At 69.5% G+C, this 17,718-nt stretch carries 17 protein-coding genes; 10 read left to right on the top strand and 7 right to left on the bottom strand.

From position 1 onward, the window contains the following. The first annotated feature begins 175 nt into the window (after positions 1–175). The 5 genes from K8O92_02835 (at position 176) to K8O92_02815 (ending at position 5,344) form a co-directional block, all read left to right on the top strand. Positions 176–1,432, top strand: a complete 1,257-nt coding sequence (locus K8O92_02835) for a Re/Si-specific NAD(P)(+) transhydrogenase subunit alpha (GenBank protein ID UAK32965.1) — start codon at positions 176–178, stop codon at positions 1,430–1,432. Further along, positions 1,432–1,758 (top strand): NAD(P) transhydrogenase subunit alpha, encoded by a 327-nt coding sequence (locus K8O92_02830; protein UAK32964.1) that lies wholly within the window; start codon positions 1,432–1,434, stop codon positions 1,756–1,758. The genes K8O92_02835 and K8O92_02830 overlap by 1 nt, the downstream gene beginning before the upstream one ends. Positions 1,759–1,761: 3 nt before the next feature. Continuing rightward, complete coding sequence (locus K8O92_02825) at positions 1,762–3,180, top strand: NAD(P)(+) transhydrogenase (Re/Si-specific) subunit beta (protein ID UAK32963.1); 1,419 nt, start codon at positions 1,762–1,764, stop codon at positions 3,178–3,180. A gap of 125 nt (positions 3,181–3,305) precedes the next feature. Continuing rightward, complete coding sequence (locus K8O92_02820) at positions 3,306–4,427, top strand: DUF5925 domain-containing protein (GenBank protein UAK35395.1); 1,122 nt, start codon at positions 3,306–3,308, stop codon at positions 4,425–4,427. 173 nt (positions 4,428–4,600) lie between these two features. Continuing rightward, positions 4,601–5,344: a hypothetical protein gene (locus K8O92_02815; protein UAK32962.1), complete on the top strand. Its 744-nt coding sequence runs from the start codon at positions 4,601–4,603 to the stop codon at positions 5,342–5,344. 79 nt (positions 5,345–5,423) lie between these two features. On the opposite strand, the gene K8O92_02810 is transcribed toward K8O92_02815, so the two are convergent. Together K8O92_02810 and K8O92_02805 are read right to left on the bottom strand one after the other, a co-directional pair. Further along, positions 5,424–6,878, bottom strand: coding sequence for an MFS transporter (locus K8O92_02810; protein ID UAK32961.1), 1,455 nt, complete (start codon positions 6,876–6,878; stop codon positions 5,424–5,426). Positions 6,879–6,922: 44 nt separating this feature from the next. Next, a complete protein-coding gene (locus K8O92_02805; GenBank protein ID UAK32960.1) occupies positions 6,923–7,771 on the bottom strand; it encodes an NAD(P)H-binding protein in 849 nt (282 codons plus the stop codon). Positions 7,772–7,852: 81 nt separating this feature from the next. Between K8O92_02805 and K8O92_02800 the strand changes: the two genes are divergently transcribed. Together K8O92_02800 and K8O92_02795 are read left to right on the top strand one after the other, a co-directional pair. Beyond that, a complete protein-coding gene (locus K8O92_02800; protein UAK32959.1) occupies positions 7,853–8,818 on the top strand; it encodes an AraC family transcriptional regulator in 966 nt (321 codons plus the stop codon). A 194-nt stretch (positions 8,819–9,012) separates the two neighbouring features. Next, positions 9,013–9,447, top strand: a complete 435-nt coding sequence (locus K8O92_02795; GenBank protein UAK35394.1) for an acyl-CoA thioesterase — start codon at positions 9,013–9,015, stop codon at positions 9,445–9,447. 19 nt (positions 9,448–9,466) lie between these two features. Here the strand turns inward: K8O92_02795 and K8O92_02790 are convergent, their stop codons facing one another. The 3 genes from K8O92_02790 to pdhA are packed head-to-tail and all read right to left on the bottom strand — an operon-like array spanning position 9,467 to position 12,927. Next, positions 9,467–10,804 (bottom strand): 2-oxo acid dehydrogenase subunit E2, encoded by a 1,338-nt coding sequence (locus tag K8O92_02790; GenBank protein ID UAK32958.1) that lies wholly within the window; start codon positions 10,802–10,804, stop codon positions 9,467–9,469. 30 nt (positions 10,805–10,834) lie between these two features. Next, on the bottom strand, positions 10,835–11,818 hold the full coding sequence (locus tag K8O92_02785; GenBank protein ID UAK32957.1) for an alpha-ketoacid dehydrogenase subunit beta: 984 nt from the start codon (positions 11,816–11,818) through the stop codon (positions 10,835–10,837). Continuing rightward, complete coding sequence (gene pdhA, locus K8O92_02780; protein ID UAK32956.1) at positions 11,815–12,927, bottom strand: pyruvate dehydrogenase (acetyl-transferring) E1 component subunit alpha; 1,113 nt, start codon at positions 12,925–12,927, stop codon at positions 11,815–11,817. Before pdhA ends, K8O92_02785 begins: the two co-directional genes overlap by 4 nt. Positions 12,928–13,077: 150 nt before the next feature. On the opposite strand from pdhA, the gene K8O92_02775 reads away from it, so the two are divergent. Then, positions 13,078–13,569 (top strand): Lrp/AsnC family transcriptional regulator, encoded by a 492-nt coding sequence (locus K8O92_02775; protein UAK32955.1) that lies wholly within the window; start codon positions 13,078–13,080, stop codon positions 13,567–13,569. Positions 13,570–13,762: 193 nt separating this feature from the next. Further along, positions 13,763–14,569, top strand: a complete 807-nt coding sequence (locus K8O92_02770) for an SDR family oxidoreductase (protein ID UAK32954.1) — start codon at positions 13,763–13,765, stop codon at positions 14,567–14,569. Positions 14,570–14,627: 58 nt separating this feature from the next. On the opposite strand, the gene K8O92_02765 is transcribed toward K8O92_02770, so the two are convergent. Beyond that, entirely contained in the window at positions 14,628–15,839 is a 1,212-nt protein-coding gene (locus K8O92_02765) for a benzoate/H(+) symporter BenE family transporter (protein UAK32953.1), read from the bottom strand. Positions 15,840–16,025: 186 nt separating this feature from the next. On the opposite strand from K8O92_02765, the gene K8O92_02760 reads away from it, so the two are divergent. Further along, positions 16,026–16,832, top strand: coding sequence for a sulfurtransferase (locus tag K8O92_02760; protein UAK35393.1), 807 nt, complete (start codon positions 16,026–16,028; stop codon positions 16,830–16,832). Positions 16,833–16,844: 12 nt separating this feature from the next. Here the strand turns inward: K8O92_02760 and K8O92_02755 are convergent, their stop codons facing one another. Next, entirely contained in the window at positions 16,845–17,207 is a 363-nt protein-coding gene (locus tag K8O92_02755; GenBank protein ID UAK32952.1) for a hypothetical protein, read from the bottom strand. Positions 17,208–17,718 lie beyond the last annotated feature (511 nt).

The following is a 17,718-nucleotide window of genomic DNA, read 5'->3' as shown; positions in this document are numbered from 1 at the left end:
GACCGGGACATCCGGCGTACCGGCGCGATTCGTCCGGCGTGTGTGACGGGCATCTCAGCTAGGCTCACCGCGGGCCAGGTACAGTGGCGAGGATTTGGACGAACTTACTCAGCGGTAACATCGTCCGGACGTCTACCCGTTGCCTGAAGCTCAGTAAGAGAAGGAAGTCTGACAAGTGGAGACAACGCAGAGCGTAGGCGATCCATCGCCGCGCGGCGCGCGTGTCGGTGTCGTCCGCGAATCCAACGCGGGCGAGCGACGTGTCGCTCTGGTGCCGAAGATCATTCCGTCGCTGTTGAAGCAGGGCGTGGAGGTCGTCATCGAGTCCGGGGCCGGGCAGGGTGCGCTGATCCCCGACGAAGCCTACGTGGAGGTGGGCGCGTCGATCGGTGATCCGTGGTCGGCGGACGTGGTGGTGAAGGTGGCCCCGCCCAGTGACGCCGAGGTCGCGAAGCTGTCGTCGGGGCAGACGCTGATCGGATTCCTCGCGCCGCGCAACGCCGACAATCAGATCGCCGCGTTGAAGTCGGCGGGGGTGCGGGCGTTCGCCGTGGAGGCGATTCCGCGGATCTCCCGTGCGCAGGTGATGGACGCGTTGTCCTCGCAGGCGAACGTCGCCGGTTACAAGGCGGTGTTGCTGGCCGCGTCGGAGTCGACGCGGTTCTTCCCGATGCTGACCACCGCGGCGGGCACGGTGAAGCCCGCGACGGTGCTGGTGCTCGGTGTGGGCGTCGCCGGCCTGCAGGCTCTCGCGACCGCGAAGCGTCTGGGCGGGCGGACCACCGGTTACGACGTGCGGCCGGAGGTGGCCGATCAGGTGCGGTCGGTGGGTGCGCAGTGGCTGGACCTGGGTATCGATGCCGCGGGTGAGGGCGGGTACGCCCGTGAGCTCACCGACGAGGAGAAGGCCGCTCAGCAGCAGGCTCTGGAGGACGCGATCAAGGGCTTCGACGTGGTGATCACGACCGCGTTGGTGCCGGGGCGTCCCGCGCCCAGGTTGGTGACCGCCGAAGCGGTCGCGGGAATGAAACCGGGCAGCGTGATCGTGGACCTGGCCGGTGAGACCGGCGGTAACTGTGAGCTGACCGAACCCGGCCGGACCGTGGTGAAGCACGAGGTGACCATCGCCTCGCCGTTGAACCTGCCCGCCACCATGCCCGAGCACGCGAGCGAGTTGTACTCCAAGAACATCGCGGCGCTGCTGGAACTGATGCTGGTCGACGGCGAGCTCGCACCGGATTTCAGCGATCAGGTGCTCGCTGATTCCTGCGTCACTCGTGATGCGACCGAATCGGCCGCCGCGACCGAGACGGTGGAGTCGACCGCGGCCGCTGCGGTGGCGGAGTCGACTGTCGCTGAGGTCGCGGAGTCGACCGAGGGAACGAATACGGCTGAGGTGGCGGAGACGACCGAGGCGAAGGTGGAGAACTGATGTATACCGAACTGCTGGCGAATATCGCGATCCTCGTGCTGTCGGGGTTCGTCGGTTTCGCCGTGATCTCCAAAGTCCCGAACACGCTGCACACGCCGCTGATGTCGGGCACCAACGCCATCCACGGCATCGTCGTGCTGGGTGCGCTGGTCACCCTCGGCAAGATGGACGACCCGTCGATCGGCATCCAGATCATCCTGTTCGTGGCGCTGGTCTTCGGAACCTTGAACGTGGTCGGTGGTTTCGTGGTCACCGACCGCATGCTCGGCATGTTCAAGGGCAAGAAGCCGGTCGCCGCCGAAAGTTCTGCGAAGGCGGGGAAGTAAGCCATGGACAACCTCGTCAACATCCTCTACATCATCGCGTTCTCGCTGTTCATCTACGGCCTGATGGGCCTGACCGGACCGAAGACCGCGGTGCGCGGCAACTGGATCGCCGCGATCGGTATGGGCCTCGCGGTGGTCGCGACGCTGATCGCGGTCCGCGACACCGGCAACTGGATCCTGATCGTCGCCGGGCTCGTGCTCGGTGTCGTGCTCGGCGTGCCGCCCGCGCGCTACACCAAGATGACCGCGATGCCGCAGCTGGTGGCCGCGTTCAACGGCGTCGGCGGCGGCACGGTCGCGTTGATCGCGTGGGCGGAATTCCTCGACACCACCGGCTTCTCCGCGTTCAAGCACGGTGAGGAACCGACCGTGCACATCATCGTCGGATCGTTGTTCGCCGCGATCATCGGTTCGGTGTCGTTCTGGGGCTCGCTGATCGCCTTCGGCAAGCTGCAGGAGATCCTGCCCGGCAAACCGATCGGGGTCGGCAAGCTGCAGCAGCCGCTCAACCTGCTGCTGCTCGTCGTCGCCGTGGTCGCCGCCGTGGTGATCGGCATCGGCGCCGCCGATGGTGGCGCGCCGTGGTGGTGGATGGTGCTGTTGCTGCTCGCCGCCGGTGTGCTCGGATTGATGGTCGTGCTGCCGATCGGCGGGGCGGACATGCCGGTGGTCATCTCGCTGCTCAACGCCCTGACCGGTTTGTCGGCCGCGGCCGCGGGTCTGGCGTTGAACAACACCGCCATGATCGTCGCGGGCATGATCGTCGGCGCGTCCGGCACCATCCTGACCAACCTGATGGCCAAGGCGATGAACCGGTCCATCCCGGCCATCGTCGCGGGCGGTTTCGGTGGCGGCGGGACCGCGCCGGGCGCCTCCGGTGGTGAGCAGAAGCAGGCCAAGGCCACCTCCGCCGCGGACGCCGCGATCCAGATGGCGTACGCCAACCAGGTGATCGTCGTCCCGGGCTACGGCATGGCCGTCGCCCAGGCGCAGCACGCGGTCAAGGAGATGGCGTCGTTGCTGGAGGCAAAGGGCGTGGAGGTCAAATACGCCATCCATCCGGTCGCCGGTCGGATGCCCGGCCACATGAACGTGCTTTTGGCCGAGGCCGAGGTCTCCTACGACGCGCTCAAGGAAATGGACGACATCAACGGCGAATTCAATCGCACCGATGTCGCCCTGGTGATCGGCGCCAACGACGTCACCAACCCCGCCGCCCGCGAGGACGCCTCCAGCCCGATCTACGGCATGCCCGTGCTCAACGTCGACCAGGCCAAGTCGGTGATCGTGCTCAAGCGCTCGATGAACTCCGGCTTCGCGGGCATCGACAACCCGCTGTTCTACGCCGACCACACCTCCATGCTGTTCGGCGACGCCAAGAAGTCCGTCGGAGCGGTCACCGAGGAACTGAAGGCGTTGTAGGCCAGAGGTTTCGCGCGAAGCGCCTCTCCACTTCCGGTGGAGGGGCGCTTTCGTAATTCGATGGACAGCGCGGTCGGCCGCCCCGGATCATTCTCGGAGTGTCCGCACGTCATGAGCCCCTTCGGTTGATCGGTCCCGGGGAGCCCTCGGTCGATCCCGCCGAGCGGCTGCCGTGGACCGTCACGGTCGATTCCACCTACTCGATTCGCGACGCGATCGATGCCCTCGCGCTCAATCCGTTCCTGCGCGGCGATCAGCCGTGCGCGCGCACGGCGCATCTGGAGCGGGTGCGGCCGGACGCGCCGCTGCGTCCCGCACGCGGCCGCGTGGTGCGCACGGTGCGCGACAACGACAGCGGGGCCACGCTCGTGGTCGGGCACGGCTGGTCGCTGCGGTCGGTGCGCTGGTCGGGTGGTTCGGCGATGGTCGAGGTCACCGCCGTCACCGACGCGCTCGCGGACGAGTTGCTCGCCGAGGCCGTGCGCGACGCGGCAGCGCCGCCGGAGACGGGCGACACCGTGGAGATGGGCTTCTGGCACATGCACACCCATGGCCCGCAACGGCGTTCGCGTTCCATCTCCGCGCCCGAGTGGTCCTCGATCCGCGGCAATTACGCCGGCGAGGTGGCCGCCACGATGGATCGCCTGATGGCGATCACCGCCGACGACGTGCGCGGCCGGCTGGTACTGCTGCACGGGCCTCCCGGCACCGGGAAGACCACCGCACTGCGCGCACTGGCACGGGCCTGGGGCGCGTGGTGCCAGTTCGACTGTGTGCTCGACCCCGAGGTGATGTTCGGCAAGCCGGGCTATCTGATGGAGGTGGCCGCGGGTGTCGACAACCCCGACGAAGGCGCGCCCCGCTGGCGGATGCTGGTTCTGGAGGACTGCGACGAGCTGATCCGCGGTGAGGCGAAGGAGGCTGCGGGGCAGGGACTCTCGCGGCTGCTGAACCTGACCGACGGCATGCTCGGCCAGGGCAGGGACGTGCTCGTCGCCATCACCACCAACGAGGACCTGTCCCGCCTGCACCCAGCGGTGACGCGGCCGGGCCGGTGCCTGGCGCGAATCGAGATCGGGCGGCTGTCGGGCACGGAGGCGACGGCCTGGCTGGACCGGGAGCAGCGCTCCGAGGCCGGCGCGTATCCGGACGGAGCGACGTTGGCCGAACTCGTCGCGGTGCGCGACGGCGAGGCCCGCATCGACTCCGTCACCGAGAACACGGTTGGTCCGGGCCTGTATCTGTGAACCGGCCGGAAGGGCTCGGCTGAGCGGAACCTTTGCAGCGCGCGTCATTACGAGTGAGTGAAAAGAACCACGCGGTATCTCGCACGGCGGTGTTCATACCGATCGGCTAGATTCCATGGGTTCGCCCGTCGCGCTGTGCGCACGGAACCACGCGAGACCCGGGGAGGGGATCCATGACCACACCACCGAACTATCCGAATCCAGGCCCGCCCGGCCACCCACAGCAGCCGCCCGGTCCCGCTCCGCAAGGCTTTCCGGGGCAACAGGGTTACCCGGGGCAGCCTCAGGGCTACCCCCAGCCCGGATACCCTGGCCAGCCGGGCTATCCGCCGCAGGGTGGCTTCCCGCAGCAGCCGGGCTACCCGGGTGGCGGGTTCCCGCCGCCGGGGCCACCACCGCGGCAGAACAGGGGCGGCGGTGGCGTCGGCAAGATCCTGGCCGTACTCGGTGTCGTCGTGGTGCTCGGCTTGCTGGTCGTGGGGGCCCGCACCGTGTTCCGCTCGGACGGGGAGAAGATCGAGATCGGTCAGTGCGCGAAGTTGTCGGGCACCACGATCAAAGCCGAGTTCGCCACCAAGGAATGCTCCGATCCGGAAGCCAACTACGTCGTGGCGCAACGGCTCGACGGCTCGAACGCGGACTGCCCGACCAAGGATTACGCCAGCTACTACCAGACCGGCAGCAACGATTACACGCTGTGCCTGCGGCTGAACGTCAAGGAGGGCGACTGCATCGACGGCGGCTTCCTCGGCGCCAGCACGAAGGTCGCGTGTGGTTCGGCGGCGGACTTCAAGATCGGCCGGATCGTGCGCGGCACCGCGGACAAATCCGCGTGCGGAGCGAAGGCGACCGAGAACGACACGATCGTCTATCCCAAGCCCGAGCCGATAACCCTGTGCCTGGCGCCGCCCAAGTAGCGGTTCGTGGATAGTCGAGGAAGTCGGGGCTCGGCCATCGAGTGAGTGCCGATGGTCGAGCCGCGAGGCACCGAGGCGGTCAGTCCGCCTGCCTACCGGGCTCGGCGACGACGCTCGCGAACCAGCAGCAGAGCAGTATGGCGACCATCGGTACGACCATGGCCGTGGTCAGCGACACCACGGCGGTGAGCCAGCCGATGACCGTGGGACCGGCGAGCAATCCGACGTAGCCGACGCTGAACACCCGGGACATGTCGGTCGCGGCCGTGCCGGAGCCCAGATTGCCTGCCGCGGTGAAGATCTGCGGTACGCCACCGGCCAGTCCGATCCCGGTCATTGCCCAGCCCAGCAGCGTCAGCGGAATCCAGGGCGAGACGATGATCACCGCGAAGCCGAGGGCGGCGATCAGCGAGCCGTAGCGCACCACCGCGACCCGGCCGAAGATGTGGCTGACCCGGTCGATGCCGAAACGCCCGATCGTCATCGTGGTGGAGAAGGCGCCGAAGGCCAGCGCGGCGGTCGCCGCGTCGGCGCCCAGATGCTCGCGCATCTGCAACGCGCTCCAGTCCGCGGCCACGCCCTCGGCCAGGAGCAGTGCGAAGGCGATCGCTGCCAGAGCGAGAACTTTTCGGGCGTGATCGCGGGCGTTCACCTGCCCGCGTGCCACCTTGTCATCGCGAGGTCGGTTCAGCGGCTGTGCCGTCGCCGTCCCGTCGTACGCGGTCGGCGTGACGTCGTGCCCGGACCCGGCGGCCTCGTGCCGGGGCGTCATCGCGTCGTGGCCGAGCGGCGTGGCGTCGAGCTCGGTCGCGTGCACGGAGGCGACACCGTGGGTGGCCGTGTGCGCGGAGGGGGAGACTTCCCGCAGCAGCCGCGGCACCAGCGCGAGCGTCAGCGCGACACAGGCGAGCGCCGCGAGCGTCAGGGTCGCCCGCACATCCCAGCCCGCCCGGAGCGCGGCGGCTCCGAGCAGTGAACCGAGCAAGCCACCGCCGGAGAACAGCGCGTGGAAGGCGGCCATGATCGGACGCCGGTAGGCCCGCTCGACCAGTACCGCTTGGGTATTCATCGACACGTCCAGCGCTCCGTTGCCGAAGCCGAAGAACATCAGAGCGAGCGCCAAAGTGAACGGGCCGGTGGCCAGGCCGGGCCCGATCACCGCCACCGACCCGATGCACGCGGCAGCGCCGACCAGTGTCCTGCTGCCGAACCGATCGGCGAGCGGACCCGCCAGCCGCATCCCGACGATGCCCGCACCGGACATCAGCAGGATGAACATCCCCAGTGTCGATTTCGAGATCCCGGTGCGGTCGATGACGACCGGGATGTGCACCACCCACATGGCGAGTAGGAAGCCGTTCAACGCGAAAACGGTGAACACCGCGGCGCGCGCGACGCGGATCGGACGATCGACCGTCGGGCTCAACACCACTTCGACGGTACCGATAAATGGTCCGTTTCGGCCGGCCTCGCCCGCGGAACCGGTCCAGGGCGTCGTCGACCTGGTCGTGCGACCGTGCGTGACGCTCGGCATTGCGCGTCGCGTCCGCGAGCGAGCCCGCTTATCTTCTCAACGCCTCATGCGGCCGGGACATTCCAGATTCCGGTGGCCGCCGTCTGCGTGACGTAGTCGGCGAAATCCTTCGGACTGCGGCCGAGCGCACGGCGTACGCCCTCGCCCGGCTCGGCGTTGCGCCCGTCGAGCACGGTGCCGAACAAGTAGTCGAGCAGGCTCACCACGTCGGCGGGAACTCCGGTTTCGGTCAGTCCGGCGACGAAATCCGTTCGGGAGACGGGCACGAAGGCGATCGGCCTTCCGGTGGCCGCCGCGATCTCCGCGACCGCCTCGCCGAAGGTGATCGCCCGCGGCCCGGTCAGTTCGTAGATCTCGCCGTCGTGCCGGTCCGAGGTGAGCGCGGCGACGGCTACGTCGGCGATGTCGTCGGCGTGCACGAACGGCTCGGGCACGCTGCCATTGGGCAGTGCGAGTTCCCCGGCCAGGATGTAATCGGTGAACGCGCCCTCACTGAAGTTCTGCGCGAAGAAACTGCTGCGCATGATCGTCCAGTGCAGGCCCGAGTCCCGCACGGCCTGCTCGCACTGCACGGCCTCCGGCTCGCCCCGCCCGGACAGCAGCACCAGCTTGCGCACGCCTGCTTGCGCGGCGGCCCCGGCGAACGCGCGGATCACCTCGGGCGCGCCGGGGACCGCGAGGTCCGGCTGGAACGCGACGTAGACGGCGCGCACGCCGGTCAGCGCGGCGGGCCAGGTGCCGCGGTCGGCCCAGTCGAACGGGATGTCCGCGGCTCGCGAGCCGACGCGGACCGGATGCCCGGCCGCGCGCAGCCGGGTGAGGACACGGCTGCCGGTCTTGCCGGTGCCGCCGGTCACGAGGATGAGGTGGTGGTCAGCGGTGGTGTTTGTCATGGATCCAAGTACATCCGCCGCAGCTGAGACGGAACATGGTTCAGCGGCTCATGATCATGCGTGATCGTCTACTCTGGAGGCGTGGATGCGCTCGCCAGTCTGCTCGAAGGCCCTCGCGCTCGCGGCGCGTTCCTGATGTGCTCGCTGCTGAATCCGCCGTGGTCGCTGCGCATCGAGGACGAGGCGCCGCTGACCGTGCTGTCGATGATCCGCGGCGGCGGGTGGATCGTCACCGATCAGGGCGCGCCGCGGCAGTTGGGCGCGGGCGATGTCGCGATCTTTCGCGGGCCCGCGCCGTACACGGTGGCCGACGACCCGGCCACCGAACCGCAGATCGTCATCCATCCCGGCCAGGTGACGAAGACGCCGGACGGCGAAATTCTTTGCGAAACACTCAGTTTGGGTGTCCGGCAGTGGGGGACCGATCCGCACGGAGCGACCCTGATGGTCACCGGCACCTATGAGTCCGCGGGCGCGGCCAGCCAGCGCCTGCTGCGCGCGCTCCCACCCGCGCTGGTGTTGCAGCGCGACGACTTCGACAGCCGGGTGCTCGACATCCTGGTCGACGAGGTGACCAAGGACGAGCCCGCCCAGAGCGCCGTGCTGGATCGCCTGCTGGATCTGGTGCTGATCGCCGCGCTGCGCGCCTGGTTCGCCCGCAACGACGCGCCCGCCTGGTACCACGCCTACGGTGACCCGCTGGTCGGCAGAGCCCTGCGCCTGCTCCAGCACAATCCGGCGCACGGGTGGACGGTCGCGGGCTTGGCCGAGGCGGTGGGGGTGTCGCGGGCCGCGCTGGCGCGCCGGTTCACCGACCTGGTGGGTGAGCCGCCGATGGCCTTCCTCACCGAATGGCGGCTTGCACTGGCCGCCGACCTGCTGCAGGAGTCCGACGCCACGGTCGAGGCCATCGCCCGTCAGGTCGGGTACGGCAGTGCCTTCGCGCTGAGCACCGCGTTCAAGCGGCACTTCGGCGTCTCCCCGCGCGACCACCGGCACAGCCGCGTGCGGTCAGGCCCGGAGGAGGGAGCTCGCGTAGCCACGTAGGGCCCCGCACGCGGCGCGATGGATACAGCCGCGTGCGGTCAGGCCCGGAGGAGGGAGCTCGCGTAGCCACGTAGGGCCCCGCACGCGGCTCGATGGATACAGCCGCGTGCGGTCAGGCCCGGAGGAGGGAGCTCGCGTAGCCACGTAGGGCCCCGCACGCGGCTCGATGGATACAGCCGCATTCCCACTGAGCTATCGTCGGCCGGGTGACGCAGCAGTATCCGGTGCTCTGGCCGGTGCCGACCCGGTGGGCCGACAACGACCACTACGGGCACGTGAACAACGTGACCTACTACTCGTACTTCGACACCGCGGTCAACGCGTGGTTGATGCACGCCACCGGAACCGACATCCGCGAGTTGCCCGCGCTCGGAGTGGTGGCGCAGACCTCCTGCCAGTACCTCGGCTCGATCAGTTTCCCCGACCAGTTGCAGGTCGGCTTGCGCATCTCCCGGCTCGGCCGCTCCAGCATCACCTACGACCTGGCCATCTTCCGGGGGGCCGACGGCGCGCTGGAACTGTCCGCCACCGGCGTCTTCGTGCACGTCTACGTGGACGCCGAGACCCGCAAGCCGGTCGAGATCCCGGAGGTCATCCGCACCGCGGCGGCGGCGCTCGTCACGGACTGAGCGCCGAGGGCGGACGGCATCACACGCGGCTGAGCAGGGTGAGCGGGTCTTCCAGGAATCCCGCGGTGGTGGTGAGGAATCGGGCCGCGAGCTCGCCGTCGATCACGCGATGGTCGAAGCTGACGCCGAGGGTTGTCACCCACCGGACGGCGATCTCGTCCCGGACGACCCACGGCCGCTTGCTGATCGAGCCGAGACACAGGATGGCGGACTCGCCCGGATTGACCAGCGGGACTCCGGCGTCCACGCCGAAGACGCCGACGTTGGTGATGGTGAAGGTGCCGCCGCGCAGGTCGGCGGGCGTCGCGCGGCCCGCGCGGGCGGTCTCGGCCAGCCAGCCGATCTCGCGGGTCAGGTCGCGCAGGCTCGAGGTCTGCGCTTCTTTGATGTTCGGTACCAGCAGCCCACGCTCGGTGGCCACCGCGATCCCCAGGTTCACGTAGTGCTTGGTGACGATTTCTCCGGAGGCTTCGTCCCAGAAGACGTTCATGCCGGGATGGTCGGCCAGCGCGGCGAGCGTGGCCTTGGCGACCAGCGGCAGCGGCGTCAGGGTCAGGCCCGCGAACGGTTTGGTGCTGCGCAGGTGGTCGAGGAGTTCCATCGAGGCGGTGCAGTCGACGGTGACGAAAGCCCCGGCCTGCGGGATGGTGCGCGCGCTGTTCGTCATCGCCGCCGCGGTGCGCTTGCGGATGCCACTGATCGGAGTGCGTTCCTCGCGCGCTGACGGGAGGGCCGTCCCGGCGGGCGCGTCGGCCGGTCCGACCGGACGCGGCTGGGAGACGGGCACCGCGCCGCGCACGTCATCGAGGGTAACCGCGCCACCCGGACCTGAGCCCGCGATGAACCACAGGTCAATGCCGAGTTCACGAGCGAGTTTTCGTGCGGCGGGTGTAGCCGCCGGGCGGGTTTCGCCGAGCGCTTTGCCCGGCCGTTCCGGTTCCCGCAGTTCGGTATCCGCCTCGGCGGGCGGCGAGACGCGGTGTTGTTCCGAGGGAGGCCGCCGCCGGGATGTGGCCTCTTCTTCGGGGCCATAACCCACCAAGACCGACGCACGGCCCGTTTCCCTCGTGGTCTCTTCCGGCCGGGCCGCCTGCTCCACGCGGATGAGCGGCGCCCCCACCGCGACGGTGTCGCCCGGCCGCGCGAGCAATTCCACCACCCGGCCCGCGAACGGCGACGGCAACGACACGACCGCTTTGGCGGTCTCCACTTCGGCGATGGCCTGATTCAACTCGACCGTGTCGCCGACGGCCACCTCCCACGCCACCAGTTCGGCGTCGGCGAGGCCCTCCCCGAGGTCCGGCAACCGGAATTCCAACACGGACGCCGAAAAGTCTTGACGGGCCGAGTTTTCCACGGGAGCACCTCTCACTACGGCGAGCCCGCCTCACGCGGCGAGGGAACGGTCGACCGCGTCGAGAATGCGGTCGGGGTCGGGCAGGTGGTGCTTCTCGAGCTTAGCCGGGGGGTAGGGGATGTCGAATCCGCCGACGCGCAGCACCGGCGCCTCCAAGTGGTAGAAGCAGCGCTCGGTGATTCGCGCGGCGATCTCGGCGCCGAGCCCGGCGAATACCGGCGCCTCGTGCGTGACGACCAGCCGTCCGGTCTTCGCGACCGACTCCTCGATGGTGTCGAAATCGATCGGAGACAGGCTGCGCAGGTCGATCACCTCGAGTGCGCGTCCCTCCCGCGCGGCGATCCGCGCGGCCGACAGCGCGGTCGCCACGGTGCCGCCGTAGGCGACGACGGTCGCGTCCGAACCCGTGGTGCACACGCGCGCGCGGTCCAGTGCCATGCCGCCGTCGCGGTCGAGCGCGACGAAGTCGACGTCGGCTTTGTCCCAGTACCTGCGCTTGGGCTCGAAGAAGATCACCGGGTCGTTCAACGCGATCGCCCGGCGGATCATCGAGTACGCGTCCGAGGGGTTGCTCGGTGTCACGACGCGCAGCCCAGCGGTGTGCGCGAAATAGACTTCGGGTGATTCGGAGTGGTGCTCGACCGAACCGATGCCGCCGCCGAACGGGATGCGAATGGTCAACGGCGCGTTGACCTTTCCCTGGGTGCGATAGTTGATCTTGGCGACGTGCGAGACGATCTGATCGAAGGCGGGATAGACGAAGCCGTCGAACTGGATCTCGCACACCGGCCGGTAGCCCCGGAGCGCCATGCCGAAAGCCGTTCCGATGATGCCGGATTCGGCCAGCGGCGTATCGATGACGCGGTTGTCGCCGAAGTCCTTCTGCAACGTGTCGGTCACCCGGAATACGCCGCCGAGGCGGCCGATGTCCTCGCCCATCAGCAAGACCTTCGGATCGTCCTCCAGCGCGCGGCGTAAGCCGGTGTTGAGCGCGGCGGCGAAGGTGGTGATCATCGCGGGACTCCTTCTGCTGGTGCGCGGTGCCCGCCGGGATCACCGGCCAGGTATTGCGCGTATGCCCTCCGCTGTTCGGTGATCAGCGGGTGCGGAGCGGTGTAGACGTGGTCGAACAGCTCGCTCGGCGCCGGATCGGGCATGCCGATGGTCGCGCCGCGCACCGCTCGGGCGACCGCGTCCGAACGCTCGGCGACCTGGGCGGCGAACGCGTCGTCCCAGTGCCCTTCGTGCTCGAGCAGCCTGCGGACACGGTCGATCGGATCGCGCCGCGCCCACTGCTCGGTCTCGGCGGCCGAGCGGTAGCGGGTGGGATCGTCCGCGGTGGTGTGCGGACCCATCCGGTAGGTGAGCGCTTCGATGAACGACGGGCCGCCGCCGGAGCGCGCCCTGGCCACCGCCTGTCTGGTCACGGCGAGCACGGCGAGCACATCGTTGCCGTCGACCTGCGTGCCCGGCATGCCGTATCCGTACGCGCGGTGGGCGATCGGTGTCGCGCTCTGGACCCGCACCGGTTCGCTGATCGCCCAATGGTTGTTCTGGCAGAAGAACACCACGGGCGCGCTCCAGCTCGCGGCGAATCCGAGCGCCTCGGCCAGATCGCCCTGACTGCTGGCGCCGTCGCCGAAATAGGCGATGGTGGCGATCTCGGCGCCGTCCAAGTGCGCGGCGAACGCGTAACCGGTCGCGTGCAGGCCCTGGGAACCGACGACGATGTTCGGGTTGGTCATGTTCACCGGACGCGGGTCCCAGCAATGGTGGGCGGCTCCGCGCCAGAGCCGGGTGAGATCGGTGGGCGGCACCCCGCGGCAGTAGGCGACCGCCGTTTCGCGGTAGCTGCAGAACACGTAGTCGTCGGGACGCAACGCGTGCGCCGAGCCGACCTGGGCGGCCTCCTGTCCGAGCAGGGGCGCCCACAGGCCGAGCTGGCCTTGCCGCTGCAGCGCGGTGGCCTCGACGTCGATCCGCCGGGTGACCACCATGTCCGCGTACAACGCCCGCAGCTGCTGCGGCCCGATGTCGGTGACCAGCGCGGCATGCGCTGGATCGAGGACACGGCGACCATCCGGCTGCACCAACTGAACCGGATACTCGGACTTGCCGGGCATGGACGATCGCCTCCTCACCAGGCCGTAGCGACACACCGGAATGTGCCCTACTTCACAGCATCCACCTCAATGCGAACTGCGCAAGCGGTCGGCCGATGGATGGGCAGAATGCTCAATTGCGACTCGCGGGCTGATGTCATACTGCGTGGTATGACCAGAGAAAACGTCGCCGTGAGCCTGGATGCCACCGACGCCAGGCTGCTCCTGGAGCTGGTCGCCAATCCCAGGGCGACGGGTGTCGAGCTGGCCGCGCGGCTCGGCCTGTCCCGCAATACCGTGCAGGCCCGGTTGTCCCGCTGGGAGGCCGGTGGCGTGCTCGGCAGCTTCGAGCGTCGAGTCGAGCCGCGCGCGCTCGGTTATCCGCTCGCCGCGTTCGTGGCGGTCGTCGTCGACCAGCACCGGCTGGATTCGGTGGTCGACGAACTCGCCGAGGTGCCCGAGGTGACCGAGGTGTGCGGCATGACCGGACTCACCGATCTGACGGTGCGAGTGGTCGCGCGCGACGCCGACGACCTGTATCGCATCGCCGGGCAGATCCTCAAGATCCCCGGCGTCGAGCGCACCAACATGGCGCTGGTGATGCGCGAGCTGGTCGGTCCGCGCACCGCACCGCTGCTCGATCGCCTGGCGAACTCGGGGTGAACGCCCCTGACCTCGACTGTGCTGAGGTTCGAGTCGTCGCCGTTCGCCAAGTAGACGAGTGGGATAGCGGGGGTTGTGCGCGTCGGCTCGAACTTCCGGGCCGCCCGGTTACACCGCGCGACCGATTCCCCGACGCGGCTCGCGGCGGCCGCGGTGGCTCCGGGACAGCGCGATGTCCCGCTAGGGTGCGGGAATGGAGATTTCGGGCAAAGTGGCCATTGTGACGGGGGCGGGCGCGGGGATCGGGGCGGCGTTGGCCGCCCGGCTCGTCGCGGCAGGGGCGCGCGTGGTGCTGGCCGATCTGGACGGTGCGAGTGCGGCCAGGGTGGCGGAGTCTCTGGGGCCGGGTGCGGTCGCGGTGGGTGGTGATGTGGCCGACGAGGCGGTCATCCGCGAGTCGATCGACCGCGCCGAGGCCGAATTCGGGCCGGTGGACCTGTATTTCGCCAACGCGGGCATCGGCGGCGGCGCGGGCCTGGACAGCACCGACCAGCAGTGGGCAGCCGCGCTCGAGGTCAACGTGATGGCGCACGTCCGCGCCGCGCGGATGCTGGTGCCCGGATGGCTGGCGCGCGGCGGCGGCTACTTCGTCGGCACGGCGTCGGCGGCGGGGCTGCTCACCCAGCTCGGTTCGGCGCCCTACGCGGTGTCCAAGCACGCGGCCGTCGGGTTCGCGGAATGGCTGTCGGTCACCTACGGCGACCGTGGGGTCCGGGTGAGCTGCGTGTGCCCGATGGGCGTGGACACGCGGTTGCTGCAGGGCGGCCTGGTTCCGCCGGAGCACGCCGCCGAGGCGGAACTCGCGGTGAAGGCCGTCACCAGCGCGGGTGCGGTGCTGTCCCCGGAGGAGGTCGCCGAGGTCGTGCTGACCGGGGTGGCCGACGAGCGCTTCTTGATCCTTCCGCACCCCGAGGTGCTGAAGATGTACCGCCACAAGGGCTCCGACTACGATCGCTGGCTCGACGGAATGCGCCGCTTCCAGGCCGCCCTGCAGGCGTAGGCGGCTGCCGAGCCTTCGCTCGACCCGGTGAGCCGTGGACGCACTTCCTCGGCCGGGCTCATTGCGACCGAGGCAGCACTTTGCGCACCACGAGCCCGGCGAGCAGCGCCCAGAAAGCGGCGCCGATGCCGGCGAACCCGACCCCGGAGGCGGCGATCACGAAGGTCACGACGCCTGCCTCGCGGTGCTCGGAGCGCAGTGCCGCGCCGAGCGCCGCCGCCAGGGTCGCCAGCAGGGCCAGGCCGGCGACGGTTTCCAGCGTTCCCGCCGGAGCGGTCGCGATCAACGTCACCAGGGCGGCCGAACCCAGCGCTAGGGCCAGATACATCACGCCCGTGGTGAACGCCGCGATCCAGCGCCGCTTCGGGTCCGGATGCGCGGCGGGGGCTGCCGAGAGCGCGGCGCTGATGGCGGCGAGGTTGATCGCGTGCCCGCCCGCGGGCGCCCCGGCGACGGTGCCGAGACCGGTGACGGTCATCGCCGCGCGCCAGGGCACCCGGTAGTCGAACGAGGCCAGTACCGCGGTCCCCGGGATGTTCTGCGACGCCATGGTCACGACGTAGAGCGGGATCGCGACGCCGATCAGCGCTTGCCAGCTCCAGTGCGGCAGCGTCAGTTCCAGCCGCGGGGCCATCGCGGCCACGTCGAGGTGCCGGTGCTGCGCCATGATGCTGATCGCGGCGCCGAGCGCCGCGGTCGCGAACGCGGCGATCACGGCCCAGCGCTGGGCATACCGTTGCAGCACGAGCCAGACCAGGATCACCGGCACCACCACCGCCGGACTGGTCTGCACGGCCCGGACCGGAGCCAGGCACAACGGCAGTAGCACACCGGCCAGCATGGCCTGTGCTATCTCCACCGGGATCGCGGCGACCAGCGTGCCCAGCCGCTGCCACAGTCCGGTGACCACGATCAGCGCCCCCGCGACCACGAACGCCCCGATCGCGGCGGGCCAGCCGCCCGCCACCGCGCCGGTCCCGGCCAGCAGCGCCGCGCCGGGCGTGGACCAGGCCAGCGTGATCGGCATCCGGTAGCGGTAACTCAGCGCCATCATGCCGACCGCCTGCGTGAGGCACAGCGCGAGCAGGCCCGACGCGGCTTGGGCGGGACTCGCTCCCACCGCGGTCAATCCGCTCAGCACCACCGCGAACGAGCTGGTGAAACCGACGAGCGCCGTCACCGCGCCCGCGCCCAGCGGGGGCAGTAGCCCGGTCTTCGACCGTTCGGGTTCCCGCGTCACGGGGGTGGGGTCGGTGGAAACATTCGACACCGGTCGGATATTGCCCCTGGTCACGCGGGCGTGTCGCCTGCCAGTGCCCGGAAACTGGCCTGACTTGGACCGGCGGGTGACATGGGACACGAGAGTATGGCGACATCGGCACATCCGGATGCGTAGGGTAGGGGAGTCGGTGCGCGAGGACGCGATTCGGGACGAGGAGCTGAGTTGAGCGCGGTACTGATCTCACCGGGAGAGCTTCGGGACGCCTTGGCGGACAAGCGGCTTCACCTACTGGATGTCCGATGGGCGCTGGGCGACCCGGACGGGCCGCAGCACTATCTCGCAGGCCACATCCCGGGTGCGGTGTTCGTCGACCTGGAGATCGAACTGGCCGCGCCGCCCTCACCCGCGCGCGGCAGGCATCCCTTGCCGGACCTCGCGCAGTTGGAGAAGTGCGCGCGCAGTTGGGGTCTGCGCAACGGCGATCCCGTGGTCGTCTACGACGCCACCGGTGGCATGGCCGCCGCCCGAGCCTGGTGGCTGCTGCGCTGGGCGGGTGTCGCGGACGTGCGCATTCTCGACGGCGGGCTGCCCGGCTGGATCGAGGCGGGCGAACCCGTCGCGACCGGCGCCGAACCCGATCCCGAGCCCGGCGACGTCGACCTGAGCCCCGGCCATCTGCCGGTGATCGATGCCGACGCGGCGGCTCGCTGGAAGGGCGTACTCCTGGATGCCCGGGCCGCGGAGCGTTTCCGCGGTGACGTGGAGCCGATCGACCCCCGCGCCGGCCACATACCCGGCGCACTCAGCGCGCCGACCGCCGACAATCTCGATGCCAAGGGCCGCTTCCGCGCAGTGGAGCAATTGCGCGATCGTTTCGCCGGTTTCGGGTCCGGGCCGGTGGCCGTGTACTGCGGTTCCGGCGTGACAGCGGCGCACCAGGTCGCGGCCCTCGCCATCGTGGGAGTGGAGGCGGCCTTGTATCCCGGGTCGTGGTCGCAATGGTCGAACGATCCGAAACGACCGGTCGCGACAGGTAGCTGACCAGCGGGGGACCTACAGCCAGGCGCGGGCCAGGAGATCGTCGTCGGTGACCTCGCTCGCCCGGGGCGGGAACCGAGTGGCCGCGATCGACTCGATATGCGTGCCGTCGTGCCCGATCAGCCACGAGCCGCCCTGCTCCTCGCATTCGGCGATCTTGGCGAACGTGGTGAGCAGGAACGTGATCGCCTCGCTCGGGTGGGTGGTGCGGGCCAGGCACTGGGATTCCCCGGGCCGCGACAGGTCCAGCCATACGCCGCACTGCCCGTCGAGCCGCATGCCGACGATCTTGTCGGCGTGCACGAAGGTCCACTTGCGCCGTTCCCACGCGGTCGTCGGTGTGAAGCTCTGCTCGAGAACCTGGAGCAGGATCGTCATGCTGCTTCCTCCGCTTCCTCGACACCAAGCTGCGGTTTCTCTGCGATGACCTGCGAATAACCCAGTATGTGCCGAACCGGCGCCGATCGGTAGTGACACGTCCATTCGTCCGGCCGCGACATTGCGATGTCTTCCCGGTACACGTGGTCCACCTCGAATTCGCGTGGTCCAGCACACTGTCGGTACCGTCCATACTGCTCCTGAACTGGGGGTTTCGCATGGATCATCGGTACGACATCCCGAAGGACCTGCACCGTCCCGGCTGACGGCAGGCGGCGAGTCCCGCTCGTGCCGCCTCGGGTGACATCCGGTGCTCGTGCCACGGCAGCGGAGTCGGTTCGACCGGGCCGAAGGCGCGCCGGTCGGGTGTTCTCGGCGTGGAAACCCGGACGTCGGCGCGGTGTGACGGCTCGGTGCGGTGGTCACGTTCGGCGCGTTCCGGCCACCCCGATCGAACTGCTCGACGATCCTGCCGACCACGGGGTGCGCGGGCGTGTCGGGGCCGCCTGCT

Origin of the sequence: Nocardia asteroides (assembly GCA_019930625.1) — a bacterium.
GTDB lineage: Bacteria > Actinomycetota > Actinomycetes > Mycobacteriales > Mycobacteriaceae > Nocardia > Nocardia sputi.
The sequence above is the reverse complement of the archived record's forward strand: the minus strand, read 5'-3'. Positions and strand labels throughout refer to the sequence as shown.